Below are 17,345 nucleotides of genomic sequence, written 5' to 3'. Positions count from 1 at the left end.
ACAGATAAGTACCAGATAAACAATTGAAAGCAATGTTATAACCATAAATGAAAGGAAACCCTAACTATGAAACTGGAGCGTTTGTTAGCCATCGTTGTACTGCTTATCAACCGGGGGCGATTACAGGCCAAAGACCTGGCCGATATGTTTGAAGTTTCCATTCGTACGATCTATCGGGATATCGACACATTGGGACAAGCCGGAATTCCGGTCGTGACCTATCAGGGAGCAAGCGGAGGCATCGGCCTAGCGGAAGGGTATCGTCTGGATCGCAATCTGTTAACCGATAAGGATCTTGTTTCCATCGTCACCGCCCTGCGCAGTATATCGACCTCACATACAAATGCTGCACGTGAACTGTTGGTGGAAAAGCTAAGCAGTATCGTCCCGGAAGCCAAAAATGAAGATTTTCAGGCCAGCACGCACCGATTCATCGTGGATCATTCAACGTGGACACACCCTGAAGCGCTGCAACAAAAATTAAAAGTCATTGATCAGGGAATCGATCAACTACAATGCATTTATTTCGCCTATTGCAGCGCCGAAGGTGCACAGACCTATCGTACAGTTGAACCACACACGCTTGTGCTGAAGAGGCACGCGTGGTATCTGTATGCTTTTTGCCATGAACGAAATGAATTCCGCATGTTCAAGCTGGTTCGTATGAAAGACGTCTCTCTTACTACAGAGCACTATGAACGAAAATCCATCAACCTTCAAGACCGGCCGTGGCAGCAGGAATGGAGCCGGCCAGACAACCAGATTGGGATTACCCTGAGATTCCATGCCCGTATCCGTCATCTTGCGGAGGAATGGTTCGGTATTGAAAATGTATTGCCTGACAGGAACGGGTATTATATCAGCCAGGTCGCTTTTCCAGAAGATAACTGGCTGTACGGCTTCATCTTGGGCTTTGGGGCGGATGTTGAGGTCCTGGAACCGTTGCATATTCGGGATAACGTGTGTCGTATAGCCGAACAAATTGTTCAAAATTATAAAACCTCCGCTCAAACCTGACAGACAGTTGTCCAGTTCCTCCCCGTATACTTCAAATATGTTCAGGTTGAAGTTGCATATATCCCCAAGGAGGAATGAAAGATGAACGTTACGGTATGTCAAAGCTGCGGTATGCCACTCACCACCCCTGCACAATTCGGAACGGAAGCAGATGGAAGCACAACCCGCGAATACTGTATCTATTGTTACAAAGAGGGCGAGTTCGCGCAGCCCGGTATTTCACTGGAAGGCATGACGGAGATGTGCACCGCCATTCTGAAGGACGAGGGCATGGATGAGGAATCCGCTCGTTCGATGCTGCGTAATCAGCTTCCCTTTTTGAAACGTTGGCGCACGAATACAACGGATCAACACGAAGTATCTCCAGCTGAAAACTCTGCCAATTCCGCTATACCAGGTCAGGTTACAACAACTCAATCGTTATCTGCCCAGCCCGTTCGTTATGTCACCCTTCCGGGCAAACGCCTGGCCGGCATATCCGCCCGCACAACCAATGCCATTGAGATTAGTGGCAAAGGCTGTATTCAGGGACTCTGGAACAATTATTTTGCCTCAGAGCACCTCCCTGCACCTGATGCCGCCCGCTATGGCTGTTACACGGATTACACCGATGGCATAACCGGAGAGTACACCATACTGGTAGGGCATGAGGTCAGTTCGGAGGAGTCATTACCTGAAGGATTGGACGACATTCTGCTCCCGCCTGCAACTTACGCCGTATTCACTTCCAGAAAAGGGCCAATGGCAGAGGTTGTTAGTGAAGCATGGGGAGCCGTGTGGGCATGGGAGAAACAAATCGATCGTACGTTCACCGGGGATTTTGAATTGTATGATGAACGCAGCCTGAATCCCGAAAGTGTACAAGTGGATATATACATCGCTGTTCGCCAAAGTAGATAAAAGTAGTACGATATACATCTCAGTCAGAATCAAAGTTAGTTCGCATCCTTCTTCATATCACGCAAGCTGTCGAGTACACTCGGCAGCTTTTTTGTTATATCCGGAACTACATTACTCCCTAAACAACCCGACCATGGTACCAAGTTAGTTAGCATGCTTTGCATCATTTAACCAGATAATATGCCTCATATGCGGGTACCATTGACTTCCTTAAAATCGGGACTATTCGCATAACAACCGATTCGATCTTCCCATGTACACCCTCTCATATCAGGTCCTTTACTCCTGAATTTCCCTAAAAACGTTTACATCTCCTTAAAACCGGGTAAAATCACTACAATCCAATTGGAATTACGCTTTAAACTCTTCTATTTCGTCTAACAAGTCACATGTACCTATATGCGCACCTGGCATGGTAACCAGTCGAAATACATAATTCAAAAAAACGCATCAAAGGAGGAACCAAGATGATCCGCATGCCTATTCAGCAAATGATCCCGTACCATCACCAATATCCGCGCAACACGGCGACCACTGCTCCTAAAAAGGAGAATGAGAACACTCAAGGTCTATCCTTTCATGAAATTCTACAGCAAAAAATGGCGAAGAAAAATGCTTCTCCTTCCCTTAGATAAAAATGTACACCGGACCGACCCTAGTCGAGTCAGGTTATCGACCGTCTTTCCGCTGCTTGGCGGAAGGGCGGTTATTGGCGTTGGGCCATAAACGACTGTACAGTCCTCAGTCATGTTTCTATAATGGTTTTAAATATCTACGAGATCCATGACATATACGAACTGTAAAAGGGGACTTAGCACATGATCACCATTGGTTGTTTTCACGCTCATTATTCCAACATCGCCTTAATTGAAGAGACGCTTGCTCCTTATGAAGTAGAATTGGTCCATTACGTCGATCCGGGTCTGGACCGTCTTAAACATGACGCTGACTTTTCAGAGGTCGTCATTCACGAGAAGGTAGCCCAGACGCTCCAATGGATCGCTAAGTGTCATGCCGATGCCATTCTGGTCACGTGTACCCTGTTTGCGACAGTACTGGAGCAGGAAGCCACACAGGTCCCTGTGCCTGTGATCGGCATAGATGATCCGTTATTGCAGGAGATGCGGCGAGTACCAGGAGATTACATAATCGCATTCACCAACCCTGCAACCGTTGAAGGCACGATGGCACGGTTGAATCAGGCATTACAGCAAGAGAATGAGAATGGGCAACTACACGTTGCCAAGACATCTCAGACGGAAGCGGTATGCATCCCTGGGACATTTGAGTTGATTATGCGTGGAGATCAGCAAGGGTATCTCGAAGCAGTACGTGAAGGATTACAGCAGATTGCTGAGCAGTATCCGGGTAAAACGGTAGTGGCAGCCCAACTGTCTATGGCTCCCGCCGCTGCACAGGTTGCAATAGATCGCGGTATTCCAATCCATAGTCCGCTGGCATTGCTTGCAGCGTATTTGGAGAAGAATTTGGGCCTGGCTCGACAGTAGATGCATCAAACAATTAATTGATACAAATTGGATGTGTTCCTGTGATCTTGTTAAGAGTTAGTAGCATAAATATAATTATGTTTAATTTATTATTTACATAAATACATATTAATCCTATTTTTTTAAAATAATAATTAAATATACATAATTTAGGTGTACAAACCTAGGGTTATATGATAAATTTAGATTGTTATAATTTAACAAATTACTCAGAGGGTGAGGTTTTACATTGAAATTATTGCGTTTATCGAAGTTACTGTTGGTTTGCTGTCTATGCCTATTACTTATTCCTACCAGTGCTTTCGCTTCTGCAGAGAATAAAACTGTGAAATTGGATATAACTTTATTAAAGCAGGGTATTCCTTATGAAGTAATAGAATCCTGGAGCCCTGAGTTTAAGAAAAGTCTTTCGAAAGAAGATGGATCAATTGAAGTAGTGGCTCATGAAAAAGCCTCAGCACCTGAATTCAACGGAGAGGTTGGACCACTTGGAAATATCAAGGATGATCAATTTGACTATTATATAACCATAGTTCGAACTGATAATGTTAATAATCGTGAGCGGTTTATGGTTGCATTAACAGGAAAGTGGAAATCAATGCCTTTTTGGCGCTTATCTGATGCTTATGGCGCTTCTTTTGATAAAGAAATTTGGAGAACAGTTCCAGGTTCTGGGTATTATGAAGATAAAGTCAAGTATAGCGGAAACTCTACGTTTACAACTTTAGGAAGTGGACGTAATTTCTCATATACTGGTGAGAATGGTGTTGGATTCAATGCTGATCTCAAAGGGGGCATTATTATAACAGAACAGGTTGCCTCTGCCGTCTTTACAATAGAACATAAAAAGCAAGGAAATCAAAGTGGTCTATCTCAAATACAATCCAATTACTACCACATTAAAGGTACGGGCAGTGTAGGATTGAGTTTTGGAGCTCTAGAGGTTAGCTTCTCAGGCTCTGCTGATAATGATTCCAGAGGTACACTTAAAAATTTTAATTATTAATAAAGTCTTTGTTAAATATGTTTATGTAATAAAAGGTAGAATAAATTTAAATTCACAAAAGAGAACGATATAACAATCGTTCTCTTTTACACATTTCACTCAAAAAGAGAGGTGAATAAATTAATGCGCTTTTTATATATTCTTATCTTGTTCCTAGTCGGTATGGGTTCTTCCGCACTTCTACATGCTAGTAATCTTAAACTTTCTGATGGCGTGCTGTTTGTCATCGCAGGTATCCTATTTCAGATTTGGCGTAAGTTGGATTGAATCCAAGAGTTACGGTGAAGCGGGTTTGGCCTTGTCCAAACATTAATCAATATTTATAATTTAAAGCTTCAAAAAACCTTCATCACTTGGCTTCCTTAGGAGCGTGTCCGATATTCCTCGGCCTTTTCTTGCATGCCCGCTGCTACAGCCTCATTATCGGATAATCCTTTGTCTGCGGCAAAGGCACGAATGTCCTGCGTAATGCGCATGCTACAGAACTTCGGTCCGCACATGGAGCAGAAATGAGCTTCTTTGGCCCCTTCTGCTGGCAGCGTCTCATCATGGTAGGACAACGCACGTTCAGGGTCCAGTGACAGGTTGAACTGGTCACGCCAACGGAACTCGAACCGCGCTTTGGACAATGCGTCATCGCGGCGTTGAGCACGTGGATGGCCTTTCGCCAGATCGGCGGCATGAGCTGCGATCTTGTAGGCAATAACCCCTTCGCGCACATCATCCTTGTTGGGCAGGCCCAAATGTTCTTTTGGCGTAACATAACAGAGCATCGACGTGCCAAACCAGCCAATCATGGCTGCCCCAATGGCAGACGTGATATGATCATATCCTGGCGCAATGTCAGTCGTTAGCGGCCCAAGTGTGTAGAACGGTGCTTCTTTACATATCTCCATCTGCAAGTCCACATTCTCTTTGATCTTATGCATCGGCACGTGACCCGGACCTTCGATCATCACCTGCACATCATGCTTCCATGCGATCTGCGTCAGTTCCCCGAGCGTAGCCAGTTCTGCCATCTGAGCTTCGTCATTGGCATCGTAGATACTGCCTGGACGAAGTCCATCTCCCAGCGAAAACGCCACATCATACTTTTTCATAATCTCGCAGATTTCTTCAAAATGAGTGTACAAAAAATTCTCCTGATGATGCGCCAGACACCATGCTGCCATAATGGACCCGCCCCGGGACACAATGCCTGTCATCCGTTTGGCCGTCATCGGGATATAACGCAGCAGTACACCTGCATGAATCGTAAAGTAGTCCACGCCTTGCTCTGCCTGCTCTATGAGTGTGTCACGGTACAACTCCCAGGTCAGCGCCTCCGCTTCGCCATTCACCTTCTCCAGCGCTTGATACAGCGGTACCGTACCAATCGGCACAGGAGAATTACGAATGATCCATTCCCGAGTGGTATGAATGTTTTTGCCTGTGGACAGATCCATCACGGTATCCGATCCCCAGCGTACTGCCCAAGTCATCTTCTCCACCTCTTCCTCGATGGATGAGGATACGGCAGAGTTGCCGATGTTGGCATTAATCTTCACGTGAAAATGACGACCGATCAACATCGGCTCACTCTCCGGGTGATTGATGTTGGATGGCAGAATGGCCCGTCCACTCGCCAGCTCCTGACGTACAAATTCCGGTTCCACGCCCTCACGAATGGCGGCGAATTCCATCTCTGCCGTAATGACTCCCTGTCTCGCGTAGTGCATCTGGGTCACACAGCGTCCTGGCTGTGCCCGCAGCGGTTTGCCACGTAATCCGGGGTACTCTTCGGCGCCGGCTCTCTTCCCTCCGGGCTTCAGTCCGTTATCCTCCGGTTTAACCGTACGGCCCCGATAAGCTTCAACATCGCCGCGCTCTGTGATCCAACGGGTGCGCAGGGCTGGCAGACCTGCACGGATATCCGCATGAAATGCGGGATCGGTCATGGGGCCGCTCGTATCGTAGACACGCAGCGGTTCGTTATGCTCCACCCCTTGGGGAGTATTCGTGTCATGAAGGGCTATCTCACGCTCCGGTACAGCAATGTCCGACCGTGAGCCCTGAATGTAGACTTTGCGGCTGCCCGGAAAGGGCTGAACCCGTCCGGCCGCTCCTGTTTCTTTTTCCACCTGCTGACCGTTATGTTCCTGTTCCATCGCTTGTTGTCCCGTTTGATTTCCTGTACTCATGTTCGATTGTCTCCTCCTCAGTGATCATCGCTTGTTTGGTTGGTATCGTCATTAGCTCGCTTACGCTCCTGTCCAAATCATACAGAGCGCAGAGAAGAAAGAGCGATCATACACCAGACCAGAGGGAGACATTATTCATGTACAGTTAACAACAGAACGGAGGCTACCACAGATCATGGATCTATGGTGACTTCTCTCTCATCATCCAAGCCCACTTTCGCAGGTTATTGAAAAAGAAGTCGATGGAGTACGTGCTATATCGCCCGTTCACTGTATATAAAAAAGCCGGTCCCCGAAGGAACCGACTTTTATGTCCATCACCAATAATGCACCTTCATGCGGCTCCTAAACGGAGCCCTACAAGGGTCACATCATATGGTGGTTGTGGTCATATCGCCGATTACTTCCCTACGCTGGTATGATCCAGATCAGGTGCAAAGGGTCCGGAATCTCATGCGATTCCGTCTCAGTCCGGACAGTTCGGACTCCCCCAGTAACGTTAACAAGTTGCGGCACACACATGCCGCCGTTCATATTCAATGAAGCTGACCCCGATGGGCCGTCCATTACAGAGTAGCGCAACCGGAACACAAAAACAACCTTTATATTCCAGAACACCAACTCAATTTGGAAACAAACTTACATCAGCATCAGGATAACATGAGCCCCATCTGCGTAGCAGCATCCTTCAACACAGGTGCGTATTCATGCAATGTCTCCTGCGAAAGTCGGCTGACAGGCCCTGAGACCGAGAGAGCAGCTGCAATATTGCCTCGGCGATCCATAATCGGTACAGATACCGCGGCAGCTCCCGGCTCACGCTCCTCATAACTCGTCGCATATCCGTTATCCCGGATATCTCCCATTTGCGCCAAATACACCGCGGGATCAATAAACACCGGCCATTCCGGCCCGTTCATCAGTTCTTCACGATCCTCGTCCGTGGCAAACGCCATCAAAACTTTGCTGGAAGCGCCCACAGACAGCGGGAGTCTAACACCCACTGGAGCGACTCGGCGGATCGCCTGATCACTTTGCACAGCTTGAATCCGTATCCTTTCACTCCCATCACGCAAGTACAGACTTACCGTCTCCCCCAATCGATCTCTCAGTCGCTCCATCGCAGGCAGCAGCAGAATAGCGGGATCATCACTGCGGGACATATGAGCTGACAGCTCCCAGATTCGGATGCCAAGTCGGTACTTCTCTGTTGCTGCATCGCGGATCACGAACCCTCGATCCTCCAGCGTAGCCATCAAACGGTGCACTGTACTTTTGTGCAGGCCAATCTGGCTGGCAATTTCGGTGAGTCCCAGATCACTGCGTGTGGTAAAACATAATAATATATCCAGCGCCCGTTCCACAGCCCGGACGGTTAACTTGCGATCTTCCATGGCATAATGCCCTCCTCATGTTTCATCACATGAAACTTGGTTACATAAATTATATGAGAAACGGTCTCATCTGTAAACCAAAAAGAGCCAAAATTAAAATAGGCCAACGTGTAAATTTTTCCTTTTTATAAGACTTAATCCCCTGTAATTTACACACTAAGGTAATGTTACCCATATATCTTAAGAACTATATAACAATTGCGTAACAAATGCCCTCAATCAATTGACTTTGACTATATTGGAACATACGATAAAGATATATTACATTAAGATATCGCTCTGAAGCAGGCTCTGAAATCGACGCAATTCTCTTTTCATGTCGTTGTTATCTTCAACTGAACTTCAAAGGAGGGGCATTCATGTATCCAACATCCCAGAGCGAAGCCCCGCTGCAAACAAAAGTGTCCGATCTGCCCTCTTCCCTATCACCGAGGCTGATTCGGTTCAAACATATTATCGTAGCGCTGCTGCTCTCCGTTGTATTTTTTCTACTGTTTTGTTTTATTGCACTGCATGGTTATATCGCATGGGTATTATCCAATCCTACTGTAGCGCCGGTCTTCTCCAATCCGATGCAAGCCAAGAACATGAAGTACGAAGACATCACGTTCCCGGCAGCAGATGGCAGCCGGACGATGCAGGGATGGTATATACCTGCTGACAATGCTGCAAGCAAAACGATTATTTTCAGTCACGGCTATGGTGCCAATCGTGAAGAAACATGGGTTCCCATGTATGACCTGGCACACTATGCTCATCAACTTGGGTTCAACGTGGTCATGTTCGATTATGGCTTCGCCTCACAGGTGAACAAAGCTGTAGCCACAGGTGGCAAAGCTGAGTCACAGCAATTGCTCGGTGCGATCCAGTTCGCCAAGCAACGTGGTGCGCAGGAACTGGTTGTCTGGGGCTTCTCGATGGGTGCCGGTACAGCGTTACAAACCGGACTGATTACGAAGGAAGTGGATGCAATGATTCTGGACAGTGCGTTCCTGCTGGAGCCAGATACACTGTACCACAACATTCACAACCAGATCGATCTGCCACGTCAGCCTACACTGGAGATCATGAAGCTGTTGTTCCCTGTTCTGAATGGTACCGGATTACAACAGATTCCATACCAGGAAGTGAAAAAGGAAGATTATCCGTTCCCGATTTTCTTCATCCATGGTACAGAGGACGAGAAGGCACCTTATCCAATTGCGGAGCAACTCGCCGCCAACCAGACCAATCCGTACTCCGATGTATGGATTGTCCAGGATGCGCATCATGAGTTGATCTTCCGGGAGCATCCAAAGGAATATCTGCGTCGTGTCTCAACTTTCCTCAGTCATGTAACGAAAACAAGCAGTGACGATGTGCAGAACACGAATAATGGACAATAACCAAATTTTAATCATTGAATTTTTTCCAGAGCCCTCAGGGGCTCTTTTTTTGTACTCATAGGACAACAAGCTCGCGGAATATACTCTTGTGACGCATGAACAGACGGTCTGCATGCAATGAATTTCATCTGAAGGAGGTTCAACATAGATGAACTGGTATGGATATGGTCACCTGCTGCCTCTGCGGACATTGGAGGAAATTCGTTTCTGGAAAGAGCAAGAGAAAGAACATACACTCGTCATCCGTGCCCTGGTTCCTGATCTGGAGCCCCCATACGTCAAGCTGCTAGAGGAATGGGAGGTTACCTTTGCAAACAGTGAGCGAGTAGCCAATCAGCTTTTAAAACAACTATTGCCCGCAACCCATCCACCTGCTCCCTACATGGTTCGTTGTATCGATCAACTTGTGCTGGCAGCTCGGCAGCAATCGAGAGAGTTCATCAAACAGCTGTATGTTCTTCTGGAACAAAGTGCTGCTGTGCAAGCTGTTCCGCTTGCCAAAGTACTCATTCTGCATTTTATCCGCGAATCGGAGTATTTTCTGGGCGTATTGGATACGCTTGGCCAACCGGGCATCTTGCGTGAAACGGATTCGGAGCCATCACTTTTTCTGGAAAATGCGCTTCATACGTCAGGGTCCGGAAGCGTCCATCGCCAAGCTTCAGAAGCTCCAACTTCTCCAGAGGGGAATGTAAATGCACCTGCCGCTTCAGCTCAGATCCAATCTGCAACCGTTCAACCGCCTTCTACCGGAACAACACAAGCCACACCCAGCACTACAGCACCTCCCGTAAAAGAAAAGCCGGTTCCCATTGGAGGGCACACACTGCCCCCTCTTCCCTATGCGTACAATGCGCTGGAGCCACATATTGATGAGCTGACGATGCGTATCCATCATGACAAACACCATCAATCTTATGTGGACGGATTAAATGTAGCAGAGAAGAAGCTGGCGGAATCGCGAAAAAAGAATAACTTTGAACTCATCAAACATTGGGAACGTGAACTCGCCTTCAACGGGGCAGGCCACTACCTGCATACGATCTTCTGGACGATTATGAATCCTGCTGGCGGCGGCAAACCTTCCGGTATGCTGGCAGAGCAGATCAAGCGAGATTTCGGAAGTTATGAAGCGTTTAAGAATCAATTCACAGAAGCCGCGAACAAAGTGGAAGGCAGTGGCTGGGCGATGCTTGTCTGGAGCCCGAGAGCACATCGTTTGGAGATTTTGCAGGCGGAAAAACACCAGAACCTGTCCCAGTCCGATATCGTACCGCTCCTGCCACTGGATGTGTGGGAACATGCCTACTATCTGAAACATCAGAATGAACGCAAAAAATATATCGAGGATTGGTGGAACGTTGTCTACTGGCCCGCTGTTGCGGAGCGTTACGAAACGGCACGCAAGTTGTTGTGGCCGCCTTACTAAGCTTGGAGTTAGATCGATTAGAGAAAAAAGAGATATCTCCAGCCGAATGACTGAAAGATATCTCTTTTTGGTGTATACAAAAAAGCAAGCCTCCTGTAAAAGAGACTTGCTTGTATTTTGAGAGACTTCCTATTTCTAAATGTTCACTTAAGAAGCACAGCCCTCGCACGCCACATAGTTGTCGCCAACCTGTTTGCTAATGGAGATCAGATCGCCCAGCTTGATATCAGACTCATCTGTAAACTCCAGATCGGCTATACGTGCAACGATCAGTGCAGCAGCCTCTTCCTTGCTTGTTGCCATTTGGCTGAACTCGGATTTTTCGCCTGTTGATACAACCTCATATAAATACGTATATCTCAATGTGTCCATCCTAACACTCTCCTTCCGAAATCACATCATATCATCTCTATTAACCAATTCCAAGCCCTAGTAAAAAGTGTTAGTCGTAGCGCAGCTTCATCTGCTCAGCTGTCAGGCGCACTTCTTCAGAACGAACGCTAAGCACCCTGCTAGTCTCCGCCTGTGGATAGCGATCGCGCAGTGTACGAACCAAAGCCGCAGTATATGCCGCAGCTGAAGGTACACCTGCCAATTCTTTCAGACTTGCCATCGTGCCAGGCTGAACATCGGGATATCCTTCACTCGCCCCGCCTGCTGCATGCAGATAGAATTGTCGTACGTCCGCTGCCAGTTGATCTCCCTGACCTTCCACAATAATAAAAGCAGTAATAATATACGCCTTTGCTTGTCTACGCTGGGCAATACCACAGAATTTTAGGCCACCTACACTGACATCATAATCTCCCGGGCAAAAAGCACCCTGAACCTCACCAGTTTGCGCCTGATTCGACCACGGCGTTAGCGACTCGGCAATAATCGAAGCCATCTCCCGGAAATCATCATGAATATTGATGGCATGTCCGGGATTAGGCAGAATCAGTGACACATTAACTACCCCTGGGTTCAAGGGTACTGCCGCTCCACCGGAAGGCCGAACACAGACCGCTGTACCTTGGCTTCTAATCTGTTCCATCGCTTCTACAGCCTGTGGCAACCTGCGGTCACGCAGACCCGCTACAAAGGCAGCTGGGTGTCTCCATATATGTGCAACAGGTAGATGCCCTGCCCCAACCCGCCTGCACATAACTTCTTCCCAAGCAAAAGCTTCGAGTACACTACTCCCTTGTCGCATGAGTGGTGTCTCCCAGATTTGCAGACGCAATGTAGCCTGTTGATCTGCCTGTAGTCCCTTTTCCGGTTGAACCGGTTGATCTGAATGGGAAGGTACACTCATCGTTCCATTACCTCCGGCTTAACGAATTCATATGTATCCAGTATATAGGAATGACAACACATATATAAATAAGCCGGTTCCCAGGGAACACGGCTCATTTATATCACATCCTATGGCTTAGAAACTACTGCTTCCAAAACCAAAGGAACTTACACATCCGGCTTGTCCAGCGTGTGGACATACCTGATCTTAATCTTTCACCAAAGACAAGAACTCCGCACGTTGTGCCGGATTCTCACGGAAAGAACCACGTACAGCAGACGTTACCGTCTTGCTTCCCGGTTTCTTCACGCCGCGGGAACACATGCACAAGTGCTCGCCTTCCACAACGACCATAACTCCATGAGGTTCAACGGCCTCTGTCAGAATGTCAGCAATCTGTGAAGTAATACGTTCCTGAACTTGAAGGCGACGTGTTACTGCTTCGACCAGACGAGCCATTTTGCTCAGACCAACGATCTTGCCGCTTGGTACATAGCCAATGTGTACCTTGCCGAAGAACGGCGCCATATGGTGCTCACACTGACTGTAGTAGACAATATCCTTAACGATAACCAGTTCTTCATGATTCTCGTCAAACGTAACACCGAGCACATCGCGTGGATCTACTTCATAACCACCAAAAATTTCTTCATACATTCGGGTCACACGTGCAGGCGTTTCAAGCAGCCCTTCACGTGTACTATCTTCCCCGATCAATTTCAGGATCTGCTCTACATGATACTCGATCTTTTCCCGATTGTCGGATACTTTTGAATTCAAATAATCTTTAACGCCAGCCACTGCCAAACGCCTCCTTTCGAACCACTACTGTAAGGGTTGTTCAAAAAGTCCGACCCAACTTTTTGAACACGCACTTTAAGCAGTTATTCCCTGCTATTATTTTCGGCGGCCCGAACTTTTACGCGCAGGATGCTGTTGCGGCTGAGGCATTTTCGCTCCTGGCTGCTGATTCTTCATCATCTGCTGGGCACGCTGCATTTGCTTGCCATTCAGGTTGTAGCCCATTTGCTTCGCCATTTTCTGAAGCATGTCCGGATTGCTTTGCATTTTCTCAAGTTGTTTACGCAAGTAGAACACCCCGATGAAAAATCCCCCGACCAGACCAACAATCAATGTAATAATCGGTATAACAATATCCATCTCTTAGACACCTCTGTATGCATTCTAAAAAGCCTGATAATCCGTGTCACTTCATGATGTTAAGCGCACATGTTGCAAACCTGACACAGACCGGATTTCCTGAAAGTATCATAGCATTTCCGCACGCCTTGAGCAAACGGATTTTCCAGTTGAACCGCACACAAGCTACGTCATGACAGCTTCAATGAAAACGGTTGTATGCTGAGCCAGATCGATTTCAACCACATCCAGAGAATAACGCGTACTTCCGCGTGCCACCCTGATTACAGGTCTGCCGGGCAATCCCCGATGTTGACGCACGATGACTCCAGTCTCTTTGGTGGACAGTCGTACCGCTGTACCATTGGGATACACGGATACACTCTTGTTGAACTCAATCAGAATGTCCCGATCCAGCTTCGTACCAGACAACGCCATCATCTCTTCACAGGCCTCATGTGGCATCAAACTGTCCTTGGATAAACCATTAATGAGATTATCATAGATATTAGCCACACTAACGATTCTCGCAAACAGATGAATGTCACTCCCTTTGATTCCCCTCGGCATGCCTGTACCATCTACATGCTCATGATGTTGCAGGGCCGTATGGGCGACCAACAGACTGAACTCCCGTTTGTTCTTAATCACTTCAAATCCACGCCATGTATGGTGCAGCGAAGAATTTGCAGCAGAGCCACTGCCAGGAGGTTCCCCCACTTTGCCAATATCATGCAATAATGCCCCCACAGCAAGGTCCTTCAGTTGATTATAATTGAGTCCCATATTCAGTCCGATGACCGAAGACAACAAACATACATTCATCGCATGAACATACTGTGCATTGTCTTTGGTACGAATATCGGTGAGCTGCACAAGCATTTCACGCCCGTTCAGTACATCATTCAGCAACTTCTCTATACTGAGGGCAACCTTTCTCGGACTCCAGTCTTTCCCGGATCGAATGGATTCGAGTGTGACACTCATTTCGTTAATTATTGCCCGTTTCGTGGTTTCATCCAGAATGTCTTCTGCATCCACATCTTTATACGCTTCATCCTGGATGTATAACATGGTCACGCCAATACGCTTCAGCGTATTGACCATGTATACGGTGAGCTGGACTCCGGCAGACAGCAATACCGTGCCGTTACTGGAATATACCGTCTTGCCCAGAAGCTCCCCCGCTTCCACGCTCTCCACGTTTACATACTTCATGAACGTCCCCCGCTCTTACGATAGCTGCTCCAATGCGAGCAATTGCTCCTTGGTTTGCAGACCGCCTACATAACCCACCAGGGTACCGTCTTTACCACTGATACGGTGACAGGGAATAATAATCGGAATCGGATTCTTGCTAATGGCGTCCAGAACTGCACGAACAGCCTTGGGTCTGCCGATGATTTCCGCAACCTGTTGGTGTGATGAGGCCTCTCCATAAGATATATCGGACAGTACTTGCCATACTTGTAGCTGGAATGGTGTTCCAAGCCGATCAAGCTGCAAGTCGAACGTTTTTCTCTCCCCTGCAAAATACTCCTTTAACTGCTTTGCAGCTTCGCTGAGCTTCTCTTCATTCTTCTCATATCGATACTCGCCAATCCAGATGCGGGCCCATTGTTGCAGATGAGCTTCCCGTACGTGAAAGGCGCCAAAATCAATATGACACAGCCCTTCATCCGTCGCGCATAACGTAAGAGTACCAATCGGTGTCAGTACCTCATCGTAGTATACGGGCTTGCCATGAAGACCCGTAACGGCTGAAGGTTTCCACGCTGCGGCTTCCGGTTTGTCAGGCTGTGCAGACTGCTCACTACCCGGTTCAATCCCAGCTTCCATTTTCAAATCCTGTTGTAACGCACGTAAAGCATTGTTCTCGTTGTTCTGTTCCTCTGGCTGCTTTTCACTCACTTGCCCAGCCTGTGGCTGTTTGGGTAAGGTCTCGGACGAACTCAGTCGCTCCTCGGCCTTCTGCAGCATGCTTAGTACGTTCCCATCTTGTTCGTTAGCGGCAGCTTCCCCAATTGCTCTCATGGCGTCTTCTCCTCCAATTCTGCTTAACGCCCAGGCTGCGGTTCCCCGCAACTCGGGGCGCGGATCACGTTTTAATACTTCTGTAAGTTTGGGTACAGCACTTTTGTCTTTGAAATTGCCCAGGGCAATAACGGCGTTGCGTTGAATCGGCTTCTTGCCCCGCCAAGCGGCGGAACTCTGACCGAAACGTTCCTTGAATTCCCGGTTACCGATGTCCAGTAGTGGTAGCAACAACGGCTTCACAATCTCCGGATCAGGGTGAAATTCGGGATGGTGATCCCAGTTCTTGCCCCGGTTCTTCGGACATACGATCTGACACGTGTCACAACCGTACAGACGGTTGCCTATTTTCAGCATAAATTCTTCATCCACGAACCCTTTCGTCTGGGTTACAAAAGAAATACAACGCTGTGAATTCAACTGCCCCGGCCCCACCAATGCTCCTGTAGGACAGGCATCGATACATTTTGTACATTCACCGCAGTCTTCGGTCACAGGTGTGTCTGGTTGAAAAGGAATATTCGTTACCAGTTCTCCGAGAAAAATCCATGAACCAAATTTGGGTGATATAATGGCACAGTTTTTGGCACTAAAACCAATCCCCGCACGCTGGGACACCGCACGATCCACCAATGCTCCAGTGTCTACCATGCTTTCGATCATGGCTTCAGGTACGCGTTCCTTTATAAAATTGACCAGCTTGTCCATCGCTGCACGCAGGACCTGATGATAATCCTGACCCCAAGCCGAACGGGCAAAAATGCCTCGATACGCACCAGGCTCCGATTTCGGCGGATTCACCATTTTGGATGGGTATGCCACGGCTATTGCAATGAGTGAAGCAGGCTCGCCATCTTTTAAGGCGGGGTGCACCCTTTTTTCAATATCCGGCTCTTCAAAACCTGAAGCATACCCCTTATCCCGCGACTGCTCCAGCAGCGATTTCAGGGAAACAAAGGGATCAGCCGAAGCAAAACCGATATCATCAATGCCCAGTCCGGGGCCAGCTGCCTTGATCTCCTGTTTTAACTTCTCCCATATGGAGGCATCCTGTGCTGCCCCGGTCTGTACGCTCGTCATTTCTCTTCCCTCTCTTCTTCCGACACTTATTCCGTAAATAGTGAACGCCCGCCTCACGGTAAGAGGACAGGCGTTAATTTCTATATATGCCTTACATATTTGAATTCAAACGGAACGAGTCTATATGGTTTAACGCAAAATGCAGTCTGAAGTTGTTGTCCTGTAATAATTTTACAATTTCTTCAATTCAGAAAACGGCCAGAAAATAAATTCAGCCTTGCCTACAATCTGGTCGGATGTAATACTGCCAAACACTCGGCTGTCCTTACTTTTGCCTTCATGACGATTATCCCCCATCACGAAGAAATGATCCGGCTCCAGTGTGATTGGGCCAAAATCAGGGTCCTGCACCTCAATATCGGTGTACGTTTCCGCTTGTTGCTCACCGTTCACATATAGATGGTGATCCCTAACTTCAATTGTATCTCCCGGAAGTCCAACGATCCGTTTCACCAGAAAATCCTTCTTCTCCAAGCCTTCGCTTGGATCACGAAGTACGATCACATCTGATCGGGAAGGAGTACCCAGATGGTATACGATTTTGTTGACGAAAAGGCGATCTCGCTCAACCAGTGTCGGCTGCATGGACTGTCCCTTGACCATTGACAGATTAAACACAAACAGGTTCAGCAGCATCATGATTACAAAAGCAACAACAATCGTTTTGACCCAGTCCCACAGCTCGACAACCCAGGATTTCCCCGGTTGTTCAGGCTTTGGCGGTTCATTTCGTTGCTCGGAAGTCACATGTTCCATTGAATGATGATTGGAATTCAAAGGGACACCTCATTTATTAAATAGTTGAATTAAACTTGTAACCTGATGACCACACTCCCTTTCAGTCTACTTCATTTGGGAGAGTGAAACAATTGGTTATGAGCACCAGTACCTTCGTTATCGTGAATACAGCCGGGATAATCGCGTTAATTTAAACAGAATTCGGAGACTCCGAAACATGTTCAGAAAATGAGGAAACCAGAGGAATATGACGTG

General features: G+C 47.6%; 16 protein-coding genes and 1 riboswitch. Of the genes, 7 read left to right on the top strand and 9 right to left on the bottom strand.

The window, feature by feature from the left end:
• Nucleotides 1-66 precede the first annotated feature (66 nt).
• From ACETMN_RS03625 to ACETMN_RS03605, 5 genes are all read left to right on the top strand, one after another.
• Nucleotides 67-1,017 carry a helix-turn-helix transcriptional regulator gene (locus ACETMN_RS03625; protein ID WP_411735775.1) on the top strand — a complete coding sequence of 317 codons (951 nt, stop codon included), beginning with the start codon at nt 67-69 and terminating at the stop codon, nt 1,015-1,017.
• An 81-nt stretch (nt 1,018-1,098) separates the two neighbouring features.
• Entirely contained in the window at nt 1,099-1,917 is an 819-nt protein-coding gene (locus tag ACETMN_RS03620; RefSeq protein WP_411735774.1) for a zinc ribbon domain-containing protein, read from the top strand.
• Between the two features lie 467 nt (nt 1,918-2,384).
• Nucleotides 2,385-2,552, top strand: coding sequence for a hypothetical protein (locus ACETMN_RS03615; RefSeq protein ID WP_017690769.1), 168 nt, complete (start codon nt 2,385-2,387; stop codon nt 2,550-2,552).
• A gap of 183 nt (nt 2,553-2,735) precedes the next feature.
• On the top strand, nt 2,736-3,425 hold the full coding sequence (locus ACETMN_RS03610) for an aspartate/glutamate racemase family protein (protein ID WP_411735773.1): 690 nt from the start codon (nt 2,736-2,738) through the stop codon (nt 3,423-3,425).
• Between the two features lie 229 nt (nt 3,426-3,654).
• Nucleotides 3,655-4,431, top strand: coding sequence for a hypothetical protein (locus tag ACETMN_RS03605; protein WP_101315048.1), 777 nt, complete (start codon nt 3,655-3,657; stop codon nt 4,429-4,431).
• Between the two features lie 362 nt (nt 4,432-4,793).
• Here ACETMN_RS03605 and thiC read toward each other — a convergent pair whose 3' ends face one another.
• Nucleotides 4,794-6,578 (bottom strand): phosphomethylpyrimidine synthase ThiC, encoded by a 1,785-nt coding sequence (thiC, locus tag ACETMN_RS03600; RefSeq protein WP_411736397.1) that lies wholly within the window; start codon nt 6,576-6,578, stop codon nt 4,794-4,796.
• Nucleotides 6,579-6,999: 421 nt separating this feature from the next.
• A riboswitch (TPP riboswitch) is annotated at nt 7,000-7,113 on the bottom strand.
• Between the two features lie 148 nt (nt 7,114-7,261).
• Nucleotides 7,262-8,005 carry an IclR family transcriptional regulator gene (locus tag ACETMN_RS03595; protein WP_017690772.1) on the bottom strand — a complete coding sequence of 248 codons (744 nt, stop codon included), beginning with the start codon at nt 8,003-8,005 and terminating at the stop codon, nt 7,262-7,264.
• Between the two features lie 359 nt (nt 8,006-8,364).
• Between ACETMN_RS03595 and ACETMN_RS03590 the strand changes: the two genes are divergently transcribed.
• Together ACETMN_RS03590 and ACETMN_RS03585 are read left to right on the top strand one after the other, a co-directional pair.
• Entirely contained in the window at nt 8,365-9,390 is a 1,026-nt protein-coding gene (locus tag ACETMN_RS03590; protein ID WP_091018746.1) for an alpha/beta hydrolase, read from the top strand.
• Nucleotides 9,391-9,538: 148 nt separating this feature from the next.
• The gene (locus ACETMN_RS03585) at nt 9,539-10,819 is read left to right on the top strand and encodes a Fe-Mn family superoxide dismutase (protein ID WP_091018748.1); all 1,281 of its coding nucleotides are present in this window, start codon (nt 9,539-9,541) and stop codon (nt 10,817-10,819) included.
• A 147-nt stretch (nt 10,820-10,966) separates the two neighbouring features.
• On the opposite strand, the gene ACETMN_RS03580 is transcribed toward ACETMN_RS03585, so the two are convergent.
• From ACETMN_RS03580 to lepB, 7 genes are all read right to left on the bottom strand, one after another.
• The gene (locus tag ACETMN_RS03580) at nt 10,967-11,191 is read right to left on the bottom strand and encodes a hypothetical protein (RefSeq protein ID WP_036614132.1); all 225 of its coding nucleotides are present in this window, start codon (nt 11,189-11,191) and stop codon (nt 10,967-10,969) included.
• A 70-nt stretch (nt 11,192-11,261) separates the two neighbouring features.
• Complete coding sequence (locus ACETMN_RS03575; protein WP_411735772.1) at nt 11,262-12,116, bottom strand: biotin/lipoate A/B protein ligase family protein; 855 nt, start codon at nt 12,114-12,116, stop codon at nt 11,262-11,264.
• 189 nt (nt 12,117-12,305) lie between these two features.
• A complete protein-coding gene (gene folE / locus ACETMN_RS03570; RefSeq protein WP_036668229.1) occupies nt 12,306-12,899 on the bottom strand; it encodes a GTP cyclohydrolase I FolE in 594 nt (197 codons plus the stop codon).
• 96 nt (nt 12,900-12,995) lie between these two features.
• On the bottom strand, nt 12,996-13,259 hold the full coding sequence (locus ACETMN_RS03565) for a YneF family protein (protein ID WP_017690778.1): 264 nt from the start codon (nt 13,257-13,259) through the stop codon (nt 12,996-12,998).
• Between the two features lie 165 nt (nt 13,260-13,424).
• Complete coding sequence (locus tag ACETMN_RS03560) at nt 13,425-14,456, bottom strand: HD-GYP domain-containing protein (protein WP_017690779.1); 1,032 nt, start codon at nt 14,454-14,456, stop codon at nt 13,425-13,427.
• Between the two features lie 15 nt (nt 14,457-14,471).
• Nucleotides 14,472-16,352 (bottom strand): tRNA epoxyqueuosine(34) reductase QueG, encoded by a 1,881-nt coding sequence (queG, locus tag ACETMN_RS03555; protein WP_091018752.1) that lies wholly within the window; start codon nt 16,350-16,352, stop codon nt 14,472-14,474.
• 171 nt (nt 16,353-16,523) lie between these two features.
• Entirely contained in the window at nt 16,524-17,108 is a 585-nt protein-coding gene (lepB, locus tag ACETMN_RS03550) for a signal peptidase I (RefSeq protein ID WP_411735771.1), read from the bottom strand.
• Between the last annotated feature and the right edge of the window lie 237 nt (nt 17,109-17,345).

The sequence above is a fragment of the Paenibacillus sp. M2 genome (assembly GCF_046713495.1).
In the GTDB taxonomy this organism is placed as follows: Bacteria; Bacillota; Bacilli; order Paenibacillales; family Paenibacillaceae; genus Paenibacillus; species Paenibacillus amylolyticus_B.
Note: the sequence above shows the minus strand (reverse complement) of the source record. Positions and strands in the feature narration are given on the sequence as shown.